Raw genomic sequence first — 18284 nt, forward strand, 5'->3', positions numbered from 1 at the left:
CAAAAGTTGGAGTGCTTTTGGTGTTTAAATTTTAGTACGAATGAGCTTAATCACTTTGTCATTAATGGTTAAGCACTGGTTAAATGCTGCGAAACGTTTGAGCTCTTGATCTAGTTCAAAAAAGAAATGCTCTTTATCTTTGATTGTTTTTTCTAGATGCAAGCTAATCATTTCTAATTCTTTGATAGACCGATGTGCTTTACAATCTAGTCGGCCTACTAACTCATCTTGATATAGGATCGGCAAACAGAAATATCCATATACCCGTTTAGCCGCTGGTACATAGCATTCAATCCGATAATCAAACTCAAATAAAGAAGTTAAGCGGTCACGATGAATAAGCGAGTTATCAAAAGGCGAAAGTATTTTTAAACCAAAATCAGTCTCCACTTTTTGTTCTATTGCAGCTACATCCACATATAGGGTTTGACCATCGGCAAGTTTAACCACTGATACAACACCAGCATCAATCTGCTCTTTTAGCACAACACTCATAGCCTCTTTTAAATCATTTTTCTTTAAATGAACTAATTGTTTCCATGTAAATGCTCCATGTGCTCGAAGCGTATTATTAAATAAATACTGCGCATATTCATAAAGCGTGGGCATTCTTAAATCAATATTTTCAGGTAGGCAGCGTTCGGTCAAATCATAGACTTTTTCCATGCCGTTACGCTCACAGATCATCAAGTCACCCTGCATATATAACTGCTCAAAAGCACGGCGGCCTGGTCCGGTATTCCACCAGTTTCCCAAACTCTTTTTATTATTCTTATCAATGTCACGCAGTCGAATTTTACCTTCGGCACGAACACGCACCAATATCTCATTCATAAGGTGCTGATCACCTCTATTGAAATAACGACTTTCTCCGTTCCTGACAGACATCATGGCAGGCAACGCATAGCGATAATCTTTCATAGGAAGATAAGATGCAGCATGATACCAATATTCAAAAATCTGGCGCTCACGAACCAAACTATTTAAATGATTTAAATCATAGTCTGGCACTCGGCTCCACAATATATGGTGATGAGCTCGCTCTACAACCGATATGGTATCAATCTGTACATATCCTAAATGCTCAATCGCCTGTAAAGTGCCATCCACACCTTTTGTAAATCGACTGGTTTTTCCTAAGCCTTGATTAAATAAAGTCAGCTGTTTTAAAGAAGAAGTCATAGAAATCAAATATTGTTGTATTCATTTAGAAGCGGAAAAATTTCAGTTCTATCCTATCACTATTTCCTAATTTGCTTGTGCTTTAGCATCAGTAATTCTTTATAAAAAGAATCTCGGTCAACTCAATATTTTACAGACTCATCTTAAAATAACTTTTGGGAGCCAATCTAATCACTAAAATAACAACCAATATCACACTGGCTAAATGAAAAAGCCATCCTGCTTTGTAAGCTCCCGTAAGATCATGCAAAATTGCAATAATCCACGGCGGAATTGCTGCCAGTAAAAAACCACCGCCTTGCATCAGTGCAGATAAAGCACCTGCATGAATGGGTTCATCAAAATGGTCTAATGCAACTATAAGCGTTAATGCAAAACATCCTCCTAAGCCAACGCCTAAACAAATTGCCCAAAGCATAGCGGCGATCTCAGGTATAAAAGCCATTCCTGAAAAACCAATCATTTGCATTGCTAACGTAAACCATAGCCATGGACGTCGGTCTTTATATTTCCTAGCTAAAACAGGCAAAATGAGTGCTGAAGCTGCTTGGCTCAAGGCCAGAAGAGCAAGTAATTTCCCACTTTGTGCTGCGCTCCAACCGTGATCTTGAAAAGAAGGCGCTAACCAAGCTACGACTGATGAGTAGCCACCATTTACAAGCCCAAAGCAAGCCATTAATAACCAAGTTCGAGGTTGCTTTAATAACTTTCTTACCGGCGCACGATGAATGGATGAGCTAGCTTTTGTAGGTAAAAAAGCCAGCGCCAATATAAATGCAAACAAAGCTGGAATAGCAAAAAAAGATAGCCCAATAGACCATAAACCCGTGATATTTGAAACTACAGGCGCTAACCATGCTCCTAAGGCACCACCGCCCATAAGCATGGCTGAGTAAAGCCCCATCATCGGACCAATATGTTGGCTAAATTCTCTTTTGATCATACCGGGAAATGCCGCTTGTATCATCGCGACTCCGAATCCAATCACTATGGCACTAAGAATTAATCCTTCGGCAGTAGGAAATAAAAATCGGAAAGCACATCCCGCACAAATGGTCAGCAATGCACCAAGAATAGCCTTTCGTTCACCGACAAAGTTTTGCAATATTGGCCCAACAAATGCAACGATTCCCATAAGCATCATCGGTAGCAAAGTGAGCAGTGCTACCCCTTGTAAGCTTAAGCCAGTGGCTGTTCGAATATTGGCAATCAATGGCCCAATACTAGTTATAAAGGGTCTTAAATTAAGGCCCACCAAAGCTACCGTTACAACAAGCATGGGACGAGTCAAAAAAGCGCCAGACTGTTTCATTATTCTGAGCCTGAATGATTGGCTTGATAATTCTTCCAATGCACATAAAGATCAGTGCGGTTTTCAACTCTGATCGGTATATATTGAATTTTCATTGATTGCTCAGCAAACAGCTTGGCAAGCTCAATATATATTTCGGCCGTAGACAAACCAAACGGTGTTCCATCTTCATTAGAATAAGCATAGCTCACCGACTTTATACCGGCTAAACGCATTGCAGCCATACACATTGGGCATGGGTGTCCACTTGCATACACAGAGCAGCCTTCTAGGTTGGCAGATCCTAAAATTTGACTGGCTGCACGAATTGCCAGTAATTCAGCATGTGCGGTGGGGTCATTCGTTGTCAGAATCTGATTTACGCCTGAAGCAATAACTTCTCCATTCTTTACAACCACGGCTCCAAATGGTCTGCCACCTTTTTCAATATTGTTATAGGCAAGCTCAATCGCATTACGTAAAAACTGTTCACCTTTTTCCATCACATACTCTCACTTTCTATTTTGCACCAGCTGCAAGAAGTCTTTTTTCAATTTCGCGGTATTCTCTTGAACGCGCATGTTGTAAGGGGGTTATCCCGTCTTTATCTGCCAAGTTCGGATCAGCACCTGCTTTTAATAAAAGCTCTACAATGTGTTGATATTTAAGTTCTCCATTTCCCAAAATGATGGCCTCAAGCAATGCCGTCCACCCCAAATTATTAACATGATTAACATCTACACCAGCGGCAATTAATGTACGAACTGTTTCGACATGGCCTCGTTCCGCTGCTGGAATGAGCGCAGTTCCACCGTAACGGTTAATACTTTTTAAATCGGCACCATGCATGAGTGTCATTCTTAGAATTTTTAAATATCCTTGCGCACCAGCATATAAATATGGACTGTCTTGAATATTATCTTTTGCATTTACATCAGCGCCTGCCTCTATCAGCAGATGAGCAGCATGTACATTATTTGCTCTTGTTGCGACCATCAAAGCAGTTGAACCAGTTTCATCTCGCTCATCAATTAAGGTCTTTTGGGATAAAATCTGTTTGATAGATTGAGTGTCGTTATTTATCACTGCCTGATGTAAAGGATAATCACCCATTGCATTCGTCATATTTGTAAAACCCAAAGCCCCCAGTGCGACGATCAGATTCATCCATATCAGTGACTTACGCATGGTGGCCTCCCAATAGAAATTTATGGCAAAACATTTTGCAATTAGAATAAGCTTCACCAAAAGTATTTGGAAATTAAATTATTTAATCGATAGTATTAAGATTATGAATACTTATTTCATTAGCTTTTAAGCGTGGTAGTACCTAATAATGTTTGATCCTCGCCTTTTACGTGCTTTCGTCACTATTTTTGAAACTGGCAGTTTTACTGCAGCTGCCGATCAATTACACCTGACTCAATCAACAATTAGTCAGCAGTTAGCTCGTCTTGAGGAATCAGTGGGACATGCACTTATAGATCGGACAGCACGACCTTTCAAATTGACGGTGTCTGGAGAATATCTGATTGGTTATGCACAAAGGATTTTGACCCTTCAAGAAGAAGCTGAAGCACTACTTAAAGATCCGGCAGGAAGTATTCCTATTCGTATTGGTTTACCAGAAGATATGATGAGTCCAGCAATGGCTGAAGTTTTTGGTATATTTGCCAAAGAGCATCGTTCCATTCGTTTAGACGTAACCTCTGGCTTGAGTCGCAACTTAACAGAACGTTATCGGAATGGTGAATTCGATATTATTATTGTCAAAGAACCTGCGGCCAGTGCTGATCACCACGCTACATTCCCGGAAGAAATGGCATGGTTTGAAAGCGAGAATTCAACAACTACATGGTCTGATCCCATGAGTTTAGTGACCTTTCCTCAAGGCGGACTTTATCGGGATGAGATGTTCGCAACGTTAGAGCGTGAACGGCGACGTTGGTATATTGCCTTTACGGGTAGTAGCCTAGAAAGCGTGTTAGTTAGTGTTGAAACTGGCTTAGGATTATCTTTATTGCCTGTGGCAACAACCCGCGGACGTCGAGTACGTCGATATGATTCATTAGGGACTGTCCCCCCTATGGTTGTTTCAATTTATACATGGGAAAAAGCTGGGATCATTTCCCAGCTTGTAGACAAGATGACAACTGTTTTACAAGAACGTTTTCAATCGTCAATAAGTGTTTAACTTACTTCATTCAAACTTTCAGCGATCAGTTTTTCAGCCATTTCCTGTGTTTTTCTTAAGCCCGGCATACGGAACTCGGTATGGCCATAATCTTGAATAGATTTCCAACGTCCGCCCCAGGTAAGCCCAACCGATTCAGCAACTTGCCCATATAAACGATAGCCTTGCATAGCCCAAGGGTCTCTTTCAGAAATAACCACTTTTCCATTTCGTTTAAAGGCGACATCTGCTGCCAAACCAAATTGATGATAACTCTGATACCCTTTTGCTTTTGTCGTGTTCGGATTACCTGCCAACATATTCTGACGTACAGGACTACGATATCCCTCTAATAGAACCAACTCATAGCCATATTGTTCTTTCATGATTTTAAAAACCATGAGTAAACGCTGCTTATAACGCGGGTTCATTTTGCTCCATTTACGATCTACTAAACTGGTATCTAAAATAGCTCGGCCATCAAAACTCGTATTATCAATAGGTGAAGAATTAATGGTTCCACTATTTTGAGCAGAATATTGTTGCTCTAATTGTGTAGCCTCTACAATTGCGGCTTCAATTAGGCTTTCATCCACTTCTGGTGGTGGCGATAGTATTTCACCGTTCAAAAGCGCGTAGATTTGAGGATCTGTTTTTTTGAGATATTCAGCTTCAATTCGAGTTGAGCTAATAGGCCGAGTAAAAGCAAACACTAAAATGCTGGCAAACAAGAAAAAGCCTGCAATAACAATCCACCACTGCTGCAAATGCCAATGGGATTGCAACTTTTCAGGCGCAGCCGCCTGATTCATTGTTTGAGCAAATTGTCTAACCTGATTAAGCTGTTTACGGCCTTGCGGTAGTAATGACAAAACAAAATCTTTGCTTCTCGTCCTTAGCTCATAAGACATTAAAAACGCTAAACCAATTGCTAAGCATGTAAAGCAAAAGAAAATGAGAAAAATCATCATTTGTTCATTAATTCACAGCAAAAGGACTTCGTGTAATTTTAATATCTACCGATGCTTTAGGTGGTTCAACCTCAGCTTCGGGTTCGGCTGGAGCTTTATTCTCAACAACAGGTTTAGCCTGTGCCACTTGTTGCTGCGGTTTACTCACTGGCTTTTGCTGAGTTGGCTGTACCTTCGGTTGAGTCGTTTTAGCTGCACCCGTCTGTAGTTGAGGCACAACCTGAACTTTCTTTTCACCCGTGAGCTGTTCGTCAAATGGAGAAACTCGCTGTTGATTGACAGTAGCAGGCTTATGCTGAGCAGGTTTAAAGATATTACTTAATTCATTATCTTTAGGTTGTTCAAAGCCATCACGGCTCATTGAATCTGTTTCGTTGTCTTGACTGACAGCAACCTGATTTTGTTCATCAGCAGAATGAGCAGTTTCTTGATTTAAAATCTGTTCTTCTGTTGATTTACTCTCAATTGCTGTTGATTCTGACGAATGCGGTTGAGACAAGAACAGGAATAGCGAGATGCTGACAAACACCCCGGCAATAACACCAATGACAATATAAAGTATTGGTGATTTCGGCTTTTTTTTATTCGATTGTAAAACTCGAATAGAAGTTGGTTTTTCCTGAGCCATTTCGTACCATCATCAAGGTAAATAAATTGTAATATGTGCTTGCTCTTGAGGAGCAGAAATCACATTTTGATAATTAGATAATGCTTTATCATTTTGATTATTCAGCATAAATCTTAGCCCTGCAAAGGTAAGCAATGCAAAAATCAATAAAAAGATCAAAATCCAAAAGAAAGGTACTTCACGATGAATAATATTTCGTATCTGATCGGGAATGGCCGAGAACGGCGAAAAAGCAACTTTTTTCCCTTTCAAATAGTCAATTTCGTCACCGACTCTTGATACTAAATGGTTGAGACTTTCCGTAGATTCGATTCGGTACTTACCCTGAAAACCTAATAAAAGGCAGTAATGAAATACTTCTAAAGCAGCTAGACGTTCTTTTCCACGGCTACGTAATTGCTCCAATATTTCAAAGAAGCGATAACCCGCTAACTGAGAACCAAACAAGCTCAATTGTAACGGGCTAATTAACCAAGCATTTTGCAAATTAAAATAACTTGGGTCTTGTTGCGTTACGATCGTTTCATCAATCAAAGCACAGAATGCATATTTAGCATCATGAATATCATCAGCTGAAAATTGTAACTTTTTGGCTTGTTGCTCAAATTGATTGAGTAAATTTAAGATTTTTTCACGAAATTGCTGAGCATCTGCTGGCACATACTGATTTCGAATCAAGAAAACCAAATAAAAGCCGTCATGCAATAAATCAATAAGATTGATTGCCTGTAGTTTTGCTTGAGACTGGCTATTATTGTTCCCGCCCGTTCCAATCTGCCCATCATCAAATAAAGAAGGAGCACCTGTGGATTGTGACATTTTTCTCTCCTTTACCCTTAAGCGTTCATGACCGCAATCAGTTCAATACTGATATCTTGGAAACCAGCCGGAACATAAATACAAATCGTCTCTGAATCTAACATGCGCTGATAAAGCTCATGATGTGGTTCAATCTCGAAATAGCTCACACCAGAACGTACCGGTATTGCTGTTGGAACTTGAATTAAGTGATGCAATGGAATCGCAGGTAATGCAGCAACTACACGTTGTTCTACATCTAAAGTACTACCGATCTTGAATCGTAAAGGCACAATCTGGATTAATTCATGTGTCTGCATTGCGCTACTTGATACTGCAATATAAAGTCGAGTATCTCGAGTAATCTTATCGGTCTCAAGACTTCCCACCCAATATGAAGGTCGGATCTCTTTAAGTGCAATACTGATATATCGACTCGAAATAATCGTATCGAGCAAATCACGTAGAATCGTGTCTAACTGCGAGAAACTTTCTTGTAAATTATGGTGCTTATAGGCAGGCAACTGATCGACATCATAGGCCGTCGAGAACGTTAATAATGAACCTGCTAAACGCAATAATTCGAAGAACAAACGCTCTGGATGAATTTGTGGATATTGCACAAAATGATTTAGACCAGCATGAGCTGTATTTAACGCATTTACTAACCAGAACGAAACGATATCACCTGAACGGAATTCAATTAATTTCTGTTCATTTTCTCGGTTATTGGTTTGAATCGTCTTAATTTTTGCCTTAATAACGTTCAGTGTTCTTTTTAAATTTGAAATAAGTGTTTCTGATGCATCTACATGCAAAATTGGTGGAATAAACTTTCGATCAATTTCAAAAGCACCCGAACTTTGACGTTTAATCTTTCCAATCGGCAGATATAAAAAACCATCTAGATTATGGTCTGGGTTACTATGTACATCTAATAATTTAAAAACAGCACGGCGGCGTAGCAAACTAATATCTGCTTCGGTAGCGTTAGTGAAAAGATCATGCGTTTCGACAAGGTGAGATTGATATCTGCCCTTTTGTGCTTGGTTTTGATCAATTAGATTTTGCTTATTTGCTTGCAAGAGTGGCAATGCTAAATAAATTAGCATCTCACCACGTAAATTAAGATCATCCAATAAAATTGGCTCAGGCAATAAATCATATGCAGGTGCCTGATAAATTTCACCGTCTTGCCAGATCATCTCTACAGACTCAAGAGCAAGAATATGTGTGCTCAATTGAGCCTCATCGAAACTTAATTTCTGAATACCATATGAAAACGGTACGACCGCACGAACCGTATGATTCAAGCGTTGTTCATGGTAGGTATCTTGAATTTGGAAATGTTGAGGTCTTAAAAATAAACCTTCGCCCCAAAGGACTTTTTCAGCTTTAAACATATGTCTTTACCAATCTTTATTCGTATTCATTTTTAGGCTGCACACCTAACATTTCCTGAACCATTTGTAATGGATGCTCATCTTTAATGACTTGTGCTAGCCATTCATGTAACGGCATTTGACTCCATTTAATGGTTTTTTGAAGCATATAACTCACAGGACTATGAGGCTCGTTTGCCTGAAAGTAATCCGCAATTTCTTGCAGCACTTTCATTGCTTGCTCACGATTCGCCAAGTGTGTTTGAGCTTGAGGCTGAAAAGCAGGCTGATCTGAAACAACTTGTACAGGCACTTGATTTTCCATAGATGAACTCGTGATGACAGTCGCCTGCTCTTGGACTGGCGTAAGTCCAGTACCAAAAGCTTCTGCTTTATAAATCTTGCGTAATGTGCTGTGAATGGTTTCAAATGCTGAATCAATTGCACCAAAACTTGGTGAGTCGAGTCCCATTAAATGGTCAAGGGTTTGCTTTAAAACATCCCACTCGGTTAAGACTGAGCTAAAATCTTGATAATTAGAATATTGAAAAGTTTTAGACGTATTGAATATAGCTTGATCGAACTGCTCTAACTCCGATGGTCCCGACTGACTATCGTACTCTTCAGTTTGCTTACGACGAATGTTCTCGTGATATAGAAAATTATCGTAATCAAGCAAATTGTAATAAGGCACTGTATTGGTTAAAGAGACTTTCTTCAACAAGCCAGGCAACTGATTAATTAAACCCTGTAATAAACCAATGCGTTGATCTAAGTCATCATCTTCAATAACAGGATGAATTTCCTGCCAGTATTGATTAAGTAAGGTATGGCTTAAAGTTAAGCCTTTCGCCATACCTTCAAAACCGTAAAGATGAGTCCAAGCCTCTATGAGCCAAGTTAATAGACGAATATCTTTAGTATTCTCTTTTAGCAAAACACTCGTTTTATTTGATACAAAATCCCAGTCGGCTTGTTTTCGCTCAGCAACCCAATCGCCTTGATCTAGCAATAGATCATCTTGTGTTTTCGCCTTTTTGATTTCATGAAATTCATTAGAAAATGAAAAGTCATCACCACAAGGTAAGCTATCGCTAATGGGTTCAAGGAGTTCAGAAATATCAATATTCATCTAATTTTAGCTCTATTCAATTTAAACTTCTGACTTCAACTTTTTACTGGTCCTTTTTTTAGCAGCTTTTGCAACTGGATTTAGTAAATATTGAATTTCGTCATCTTTAGCATCAATCATGATAATTTTTGGCAACTTTTGCTCTGCTAAAGCCACTAAAATTTCTGTAGCCAATGCAGGTAACACCGTAGAATTTAAAATATTATCAACATTACGTGCACCACTATCGACTTCTGTACAGCGGCTTAAAAGCAGCTCTACCAAATCTTCAGAATACTGGACTTGTGTACCGTATTGTTTTTCAATTCTTGCTGTGATCTTGCCTAACTTATGTTTAATAATTCGTACAAGTAGATCGTCATGCAATGGGAAATATGGCACAACTCTCATTCGACCTAAAAATGCAGGCTTGAATTGCTTATATAAACTTGGTTTTAAGTGGTCAATCAACTCTTCAGCTGTCGGCCAGTCTTCGACTGGTGTATTTAAGCAAGCTTGCATAATCACGCTTGAGCCAGCATTTGAAGTCAACAAAATAGTAGTGTTTTTAAAGTCAATTACTCGTCCTTCACCATCTTCTAAAGTACCTTTATCAAATACTTGATAGAACAGTTCCTGAACATCACTATGTGCTTTTTCAATTTCATCAAGCAACACAACACTGTAAGGGTTGCGACGAACAGCTTCTGTTAAAACACCACCTTGACCATATCCCACATATCCAGGAGGTGCACCTTTAAGCGAAGATACAGTATGTGCTTCTTGATATTCAGACATATTGATGGTGATTAAATGCTGCTCACCGCCATATAATTCATTTGCCAAAGTTAATGCAGTTTCAGTTTTACCTACACCACTTGGACCCACCAAAAGAAATACACCTTGTGGCTTATTCGGATCTTCAAGTCTTGCTTTTGAAGTTTTAATGCCTTGAACTAATTGTGTAAGTGCATAATCTTGCCCCATTACACGCTCGCCCAATTTATCTTCAAGCGTTAATATCTGTTTAATTTCATCATTAACCATTTTTCCAACAGGAATTCCGGTCCAATCAGAAATAATTTCATTAATGATTTGAGAGTTTACTCTTTCAAATACTAATGGTTGCTGGCCTTGAATTTCAGCAAGATCTTTACGCAGTAAATTAATCTGATCATAAGCTTCAGATTCATTAGAATGATTCTGTGCTTCTAATTCCTGAATTTTATGAACAAGTTCTAATTCTTTTTTCCACTGCTCTTCAGTTTCATGAATCTCTTTTTGCAAAGATTCTAAATTAGCTTTTAAAGTTTCTAATCGTTCATGATGAATTGGAATCTGACGATGTTCATTTTCTAAAATTTGCTGTTCAAGCTTTAAGTTATGCTCTTGAGCCTTTAACTGATCAAGCTTTACAGGTTGAGCATTTTGGGTCAACGCAACACGTGCTGCTGCCGTATCAAGAACACTAACTGCTTTATCCGGAAGTTGACGACCACTAATATATCGATGTGAAGAGTGAACCGCTGTAACAATCGCCTCATCATCAATTTGTAATTTAAAATGCTGCTGCATAACAGGAATCATCGCACGCAACATATCTACGGCAACTTCTTCGGTTGGCTCTTCTACTTTTACTACCTGAAAACGTCGACTCAATGCAGCATCTTTTTCAAAATATTGTTTATATTCTGCCCAAGTTGTCGCAGCAATAGTACGCAACTCACCACGAGCAAGTGCTGGTTTTAAAAGATTTGCAGCATCATTTTGCCCAGCTTGTCCACCTGCACCAATTAAAGTATGCGCTTCATCAATAAATAAAATAATAGGATGAACCGAGGCTTGGACCTCTTGAATCACTTGTTTCAGACGATTTTCAAACTCGCCTTTAACACTTGCTCCAGCCTGTAAAAGCCCCATATCCAATACATGTAAATGCACGTTTTTTAGGGCATTAGGCACTAAACCTTGAGCAATTTTTAAAGCTAAACCTTCGACCACAGCTGTTTTACCAACACCTGGCTCTCCAGTTAAGATTGGGTTGTTTTGGCGTCTACGCATTAAAATATCGAGCATTAGGCGAATTTCATATTCACGCCCTATAACTGGATCTATACCGCCTTTTTTCGCTTTTTCAGTGAGATTAATCGTATATTGATCAAGTGCAGGTGTTTTAGCAGTTTTGGCATTTGCTACAACCGTTTCTGTTGCTTCAGCTTCACCAGAAGGTGTTTTTGTTTCATCTTGTTGTTCAACACTCTTCTCACAAATTTCAAGAAACTTATGTTTCATTGAATCAATTGGTAAAAGATCAAATAAACTCGAAGCACGAGTCGCAATTTGATATAAATCAGGTGCAGTTAATAACGCAACTAATAAATGACCACTGCGAATAACTGGATTTTGCTCAGCCGAAGCCAATAACCATGCTTGTTCAAACAAACGAACAATAGATTTAGCAAAAATAGGAGTTCTTGAATTACCTTTCGGTAATTGAGAAATTGTTTCTTTTAAATCATCAGCCAAAGCTTCAGATGAAATTTTATATTTCTTTAATAAAATCTTTAAATCATTCTCTAAAGATTGATTAAGTAACTCTAAGAATAAATGCTCAATTTCAATTTCATAATTTTGTTGAATAACACAAGCATTAGCCGATTTTTCTAAAGCAGTTCGCGCAACTGTAGAAAGTTTTGTAATTAAAATTTTTAAATTACTCATCATTACTCTCAATATTTTTAAATAATTTAATGCTTAAAATCATAATGCCTGTATATTAACAAAATTCAGCTTTATCAGACAAACTACTCATCATTTCAAGCGTTAATATGTTTTGGTAGATATTTATATCTATATAAAATATCTCGGCCCTTATCCTTGATTAACTAAACTCTGTTTTGGCAATAATTTACAGCCGCATGATAATGAATCATTTACACGTGCTGCTGATTTACCCATAACAAGCATATTCGGATCTCCCGATACAATCGTTGCAACTATTTTGTGTAACGGGCAAGTCGCCTTGTCTCCTACACAGGCAATTGCAATTCCATCAATTAAAAATGTACTGTTTCCTGAAATGACTTGCCCTCCACCAGTTGTTGGGCATCCAATCGTAATGTAAGGGCTAGCCATGTTCTTCTCCTTATATTTATAGAACAGTAAACTCAATTCGACGGTTTTTCTTTCTGCCTTCTGGAGAAGTATTATCTGCAACAGGCTTAGATGAACCTAAACCTTCCGCAGATAAATGGTCGGCAGGAATACTTTTACTAATCAAATAGTTTTTTACTGCTAACGCACGATCTTGGCTAAGTTTCAAGTTTTTAGTCGCATCACCTGAACTATCTGTATGTCCTACGATTTTGACTTTTTTACCGCCTACTTTATTCAAGGCAACAGCCATCTCGTCTAGAATTTTTTGACCCGCATCAGTTAAAACCGCACTACCAGACTCAAACTCAATAATTCGATTTTTAAGTGCGTCATCAATGATTTTCTGCTCAGCCTGATTGACTGATAACTGTGAATACAGTTGATATGGTGGCTGTACTAACCCTTGAAAAGATTGAATAGTAGGTTGAATATCTGCTGGATTCAGCATTTTTCCACTTAGCTCAAATCGAGTACCATTTACGCTTAATTTGCCTTGCGAAACTTTTTTTAAGTCAGGTGTAATAACTCGTGTAACAGAATCACTCCATCCATTTGGAGCAGCGACGGGTCTCACTTGTATTTTATCTACTACCTGATCAGCACCATAAACAGATTGCATTTTTAATAAGATGGCCTGTTTACTCGCCTCATTTGGAACCACACCTTCTACAACAATGGGCTGAGCCAAAGCATAATTAGCTATTGCATAGATAAAACAGCCTTTTATGAGCTTTGTAAGTTTAGTTTGATTTCGTTGATTCATTATTATTCACCCAAAAAAGTCTGTCTAAATAGTTTTAAGCCTTGATTTAAACTTAATTGGCGTTGGCATAATGATTGTTCTAGCGTAGCTAAACCAGCATTCTGCTCCAAATAAGTATCAATCCACTGCGCTTCTATTAAAGAAACCCAATGTTTACTATCCATATTCTGAGTAAAAATATCGCTCAGGGCTAAAATATCAGCCCCTTGAAAACCGAAGAACAATACGGGTTGCTCTCGATGTAACAAACCTATCAACACCTCAGTATTATGTTCCTTTAAAAAGCGACAAATAATACTGACCCAAAAGGCTGCTATTTCATAACTGTAAGCAGGATTATTAATAGGCAAAATTAAAACTTTATTTAAGCGACTAGTTCCATTTTGTAAAATTGGCTGAAGTAATAATCCTAGCCCAATCATACTTTGCGCTAACTCATAAATACTGAGTTTCATTAATTGAGCAAATGAATGCATCGTATGATTTTCATAGAAACCTACACACTCGCGTTCAGTTAAAACCTGAATTTGATTTTGTAAGTGACCTAATTTTCCAAGTAATAGATCTGAATCTTTAATTCCTTTTAAAGTACGATTGTTTTGAAATAAATCAACAAGTACATGTTTATAGCTATATGGCGCATATAGCAAATTATCATACGGTAAATCAATTTCTAATAAATGGCTGAGTACCATTGGAAAAGATCGACCCGAACTATCTTCACTTGCGAGAAGGTTCGCCGCTAAAAACATATTTTCTTTAGGATTCGCAATAAAGAAGTCGAGCGAAGGCAACGTGTTATAAGCTTCTTTAAAGCTGCCCGATTGCATTGCATATTCCAATGCTTCAGTAATCCACTGATCAAGCAACTGTATTAAAGCATTCTGACCTTTTGTTTTTAAGAAGTCGCCTCGTGCAGGACTTTTGCCGTAATACAAAGGAGTTGTTTTTAATGTTTGCATGATTGCTCCTCCTTTCGCATAGAGGTTATTTTCCATGTCATGGTTTAACTCCCGCAGAAGGCTGAGCAAGTGCTGAAACAGGATTTTCTGTTTTTGCTGGAGCTGCTGCTTGAGCTGGCGCCTGCTGAGCAGACACCACGCGAGCAGCTTTGTCGGCAGTGACTTTATCCACTAGTTGCATACCTGCATAACCACGGCTTGAGCCAATACTGCCTGAATTACTGCTGATCAGACGGAAATTCATTTTTACAACTAATGATGGGTCGGTTTTACTACGCCAAAGCATTTCAAATCCGCCATTTTGTTCTTTACGCTGAGCACTATCAATTAAGCGATTAATACCATATTCACCCGGCTCATCAAAAATCGTATGCGTTTGACCTTGTAAATCTACAGCGGTAATTCGAGCACCTGGAATACTGCCTTGATTTGGCCAAATGAAGTTCACCCACTGTTGCACACCATTCTCATAAGTCATGCGCTGACCATCAATATCCACGGTATATGAAAGCAATTGTGGATTTGGAATTGGGTAGAACTGGAAGTTAGATTGATTAGTTGCAGGTACAGCAGGAGCTTGACTATTCAACTCACCTGTTGCCATACCATTAGATGGAGTAACGTATCTTTGGAAATTCATAACGAATTGAGGATTTAAACTAATTCCTAAATCCTTCCATGTCTTAGACGTTAATGTATAACCACGACGAATCACAAATGGATCAAGATTTTCTTTTACAAAACGAGAAATGCTGCCGTTTTCGCCCAAAATTTGTCCAATTTCACTACTTGTCGCCTGCAAAGAAGCTGATGAATTAAATGGATATTTCTTAGCAAGATTTGCTGTAAATGGCTGATACGCCTGCATGACCCATAATTTATTAATTTCGTCTTGTGTCGGTGTAATTAAACTCTCGAAAGCCTGTGTAAGTGGGCTAACTACTAATTTTTGTAGTAATCGCTGATCAATTTCACTAAAACCAACCGCCATTTTTTCATCTACAATTTTTTGCGTCTGGTTAAATACAGAAGTTTGCTCATTCAGGGTTTGCTTGACTAATGTCATCGCATTAGGCCCAACTTCACCTGCATTCTTAAGCTCATTAAACTTGCTACGAACAAGGGCTAAATTTGTCATATATTCATCAAGCAATGATTTACCTTGTTGATCATCGCGTTTGCGAACCAACTGATAGAACATTTGGTATTCTTGAGAAATAGCGCCCTGAGCATTAGTTGCCACTTGATTGGCAGTCTTATCATCATGATTTAAAACCTTACGTTTAAACCATGCAACAAATCCTTTTTGTGGAGCTGCCAACTCAGCTTGTACAACTGGATTATCCCAGTTTGTTTCAATTGCCACTCTTTCAATTAATGTTCTAATTGGAGAGTTCTGTGGCTCACCTAAAACATCAATATTTTTTACTTGCTGAGCAAATTGGCCAGCTTTAGCATAATGAATACCACTTAAGAATTTTCTCCATTCCGCAATGTATTCTTGCTTATAGAGTGCTGTCAGTTGCTTTCTAATTTGCTCTGGACTACCTGAGAAAGTTAAATCATCAGATTGACGGCTATTTAACACCCAATCTTTACTATCTGTTGGCTTATCTGCTGCTTCTTCAATTGCTTTTTCTACATAGTCATTCCATGCCTTTTGGGTGAATACGCCAGGCAACGCATAACTGCCTAATACAACATTTTTATTTGCTTCACCCACAATCTGACTTACCGTCAATGCTGGGAAACGTACTGCTGCACGCATTTTTATTTCGTTATAAACACGATCACGCGCCGGCATTCCTCGAACAACAGAGAGTAATACTTGGCGTGTTTGATCAACAATTTGCGAATCTGCATCTAAAATTGGGAACTGTTTATCATTTGCCAAAGTCATTGCGTACGACAAGATTTGTTCAGCTTCCTGAATCATATCTGCACGTGGCATTTGACCTTTATTTGCGTCTAACCAAGAACGCCAGAAACGCGTAACCTGATCACTCAAATGACTTGCATCCATGTATTGTGGATTACTCATCATTAAATACGCTTTTAATGCATTATAAGCATCTTGAGGATTTGTATCTGAAGGTTCTAAATATTGTTGAGACTGAGCAGTTTGCTTGATCTCCACATTCGTATGATTCGCTTTTAATGTTGCTTCATTATTTTTTACACGTTGCAAATATTGAGCAATGTTTTGCTGTGTCGGTGTTAATACAATTTGCTTAACACCTTTTAAATATTCGGCTTTTAGCTTTTCACGAAGCTCATTGCCCTGATATAAACCAAAACTAAACTTAAGCGGTCTATTTTCATCAAACTCATCCAACTGCTGTAGACGTCTTTGAAGAATAAGTAAAGCTTCTAATTGGGTAGACAATTGCTGACCAGAAGCTCTTTCTAGTTGAACAACCTTATTTAAATCAGCTTGAACTTCACCAATTAATTGTTGGTTATTACGATATGACCAAACCCATACGCCAAGAATAATTGAAACGCCCGCTAAAGCACCAATAAATGCAATATAGCGTTGACGTTTTCTACCCGTATTTACATGCTGCTTAACAAGATCTTTATCTTTTAAAATAACATCTGAAAATAGACCATTTAAGAAATAACCATGGTTAGGCGTAATTTTTGAATGATCTTTTAAATCACTTTGAGCAATTTGAGTCAGCTGGAATTCTTGTGCAATTTGTTCTGTCATTGGACTTTCAATGACACCTTCCTGTAAAGCACTGGTGAAGTAAAACCCACGGAAAACAGGTTGAAATTGATATGGATTATCTTCAAAAAGTGTACCGATAAAGCTTTTTAAAGCTGGTTTTAATGTTTTAAATTCTAATGGGAAGGTCATTACACTTGGTGAGATATTTTGCGAATGACGGCGACTTAAATGAGTCGAACTTACCCCTTTTAGACCATCATAAAGAATAGTGTAATGTTTTTCGAACAAATCTACCGCGTTATGAGAAGAACTCTGCTCATATGGAAGCGTTGCTCCCCAAGCTTGGTTATATTCTTGAGCTTCGTAAAATTCAAAAAATTCGGTAAAACCTGCAATCAAATCCATCTTTGAAAAGACTAAATAAACAGGTACAACTACTTCTAGACGTTCGGTTAGATCTTGAATACGAGCACGTAAATTTTTAGCTAGCTTTAACGAGTTTTCAGGACTTTGACTAATTAGCTCAGCAATACTAACAATTAAAATCAAACCATTAACCGGAGCTTTAGAACGGTTCTTTTTTAAAATATTTAAGAAACCTAACCACTCAGAATGATCTTCGCTATAAACAGAATAACGGCCCGCTGTATCGAGCAAAATACCTTCTGTAGAGAAAAACCAATCACAATTTCGAGTACCGCTTAAACCAGCAGATACCATTTTTTGATGCGTTTCTTCGAAAGGAAACTTTAAACCAGAATTATAAATAGCTGAACTTTTACCTGCGGCTGGGTTACCAATAACCATATACCAAGGAAGCTCATATAATGCAGCATTTCCTTTTTTATCACCCAACTTAGATTTACGAATCAGTTGAATTGATTCTTTCATTTGTTGACTAACAAGCTGAAGCTCTTCTTTATCTTTATTTTTGCCATATTCAGCTTGGTTGTCTTTTTCAATTGCTTCAGCTAGCTCTTCACCCTGAGCAGCATGCTTTCTTCGTTGAATAAGCCAATAGATACCATAAACAATAAGACCCAAAGCATAGGCAGTTGCTAAAGCCCAGAATATATGATGAGGAATTGAAGTATATGAAGACATCAATGCCACGAACAATGACAAGGCGATAATTGCTTTAGGATTCGTGATGTACTGCCACAAGTAGCCTAAAATTGTATGCATTCTATTCT

15 protein-coding genes are annotated in these 18284 nt (G+C 38.3%); 1 reads left to right on the top strand and 14 read right to left on the bottom strand.

Annotated elements, in window-relative coordinates; translation table 11 throughout:
* Positions 1–24 precede the first annotated feature (24 nt).
* The 4 genes from AOLE_RS12185 to AOLE_RS12200 form a co-directional block, all read right to left on the bottom strand.
* Complete coding sequence (locus AOLE_RS12185; RefSeq protein WP_013198277.1) at positions 25–1182, bottom strand: winged helix-turn-helix domain-containing protein; 1158 nt, start codon at positions 1180–1182, stop codon at positions 25–27.
* A 130-nt stretch (positions 1183–1312) separates the two neighbouring features.
* Positions 1313–2494, bottom strand: coding sequence for a cyanate transporter (locus AOLE_RS12190; RefSeq protein WP_013198278.1), 1182 nt, complete (start codon positions 2492–2494; stop codon positions 1313–1315).
* Complete coding sequence (locus tag AOLE_RS12195) at positions 2494–2976, bottom strand: nucleoside deaminase (protein ID WP_013198279.1); 483 nt, start codon at positions 2974–2976, stop codon at positions 2494–2496. The genes AOLE_RS12190 and AOLE_RS12195 overlap by 1 nt, the downstream gene beginning before the upstream one ends.
* 16 nt (positions 2977–2992) lie before the next feature.
* On the bottom strand, positions 2993–3661 hold the full coding sequence (locus AOLE_RS12200; RefSeq protein WP_013198280.1) for an ankyrin repeat domain-containing protein: 669 nt from the start codon (positions 3659–3661) through the stop codon (positions 2993–2995).
* 148 nt (positions 3662–3809) lie between these two features.
* On the opposite strand from AOLE_RS12200, the gene AOLE_RS12205 reads away from it, so the two are divergent.
* Complete coding sequence (locus tag AOLE_RS12205; protein WP_013198281.1) at positions 3810–4667, top strand: LysR family transcriptional regulator; 858 nt, start codon at positions 3810–3812, stop codon at positions 4665–4667.
* Here the strand turns inward: AOLE_RS12205 and AOLE_RS12210 are convergent.
* The 10 genes from AOLE_RS12210 to tssM all read right to left on the bottom strand — a co-directional run bounded on the left by AOLE_RS12210 (position 4664) and on the right by tssM (position 18276).
* On the bottom strand, positions 4664–5617 hold the full coding sequence (locus AOLE_RS12210) for a M15 family metallopeptidase (protein ID WP_005304046.1): 954 nt from the start codon (positions 5615–5617) through the stop codon (positions 4664–4666). The genes AOLE_RS12205 and AOLE_RS12210 overlap by 4 nt on opposite strands.
* A 7-nt stretch (positions 5618–5624) precedes the next feature.
* The gene (locus AOLE_RS12215) at positions 5625–6245 is read right to left on the bottom strand and encodes a hypothetical protein (protein WP_013198283.1); all 621 of its coding nucleotides are present in this window, start codon (positions 6243–6245) and stop codon (positions 5625–5627) included.
* A gap of 12 nt (positions 6246–6257) precedes the next feature.
* Positions 6258–7064 (bottom strand): type IVB secretion system protein IcmH/DotU, encoded by an 807-nt coding sequence (gene icmH / locus AOLE_RS12220; protein ID WP_004793176.1) that lies wholly within the window; start codon positions 7062–7064, stop codon positions 6258–6260.
* A gap of 17 nt (positions 7065–7081) precedes the next feature.
* Positions 7082–8446 (bottom strand): type VI secretion system baseplate subunit TssK, encoded by a 1365-nt coding sequence (gene tssK / locus AOLE_RS12225; protein WP_005304041.1) that lies wholly within the window; start codon positions 8444–8446, stop codon positions 7082–7084.
* A 16-nt stretch (positions 8447–8462) separates the two neighbouring features.
* The gene (gene tssA / locus AOLE_RS12230) at positions 8463–9557 is read right to left on the bottom strand and encodes a type VI secretion system protein TssA (protein ID WP_013198284.1); all 1095 of its coding nucleotides are present in this window, start codon (positions 9555–9557) and stop codon (positions 8463–8465) included.
* Positions 9558–9578: 21 nt separating this feature from the next.
* On the bottom strand, positions 9579–12260 hold the full coding sequence (gene tssH / locus AOLE_RS12235; RefSeq protein ID WP_081399174.1) for a type VI secretion system ATPase TssH: 2682 nt from the start codon (positions 12258–12260) through the stop codon (positions 9579–9581).
* 147 nt (positions 12261–12407) lie between these two features.
* Entirely contained in the window at positions 12408–12671 is a 264-nt protein-coding gene (locus tag AOLE_RS12240) for a PAAR domain-containing protein (protein ID WP_005304032.1), read from the bottom strand.
* A 16-nt stretch (positions 12672–12687) separates the two neighbouring features.
* Complete coding sequence (locus tag AOLE_RS12245) at positions 12688–13455, bottom strand: OmpA family protein (RefSeq protein WP_013198286.1); 768 nt, start codon at positions 13453–13455, stop codon at positions 12688–12690.
* A 2-nt stretch (positions 13456–13457) separates the two neighbouring features.
* Positions 13458–14417: a type VI secretion system-associated protein TagF gene (tagF, locus tag AOLE_RS12250; RefSeq protein ID WP_004793188.1), complete on the bottom strand. Its 960-nt coding sequence runs from the start codon at positions 14415–14417 to the stop codon at positions 13458–13460.
* A gap of 37 nt (positions 14418–14454) precedes the next feature.
* Positions 14455–18276: a type VI secretion system membrane subunit TssM gene (gene tssM / locus AOLE_RS12255; protein WP_013198287.1), complete on the bottom strand. Its 3822-nt coding sequence runs from the start codon at positions 18274–18276 to the stop codon at positions 14455–14457.
* Between the last annotated feature and the right edge of the window lie 8 nt (positions 18277–18284).

Origin of the sequence: Acinetobacter oleivorans DR1 (assembly GCF_000196795.1) — a bacterium.
Taxonomy (GTDB): domain Bacteria; phylum Pseudomonadota; class Gammaproteobacteria; order Pseudomonadales; family Moraxellaceae; genus Acinetobacter; species Acinetobacter oleivorans.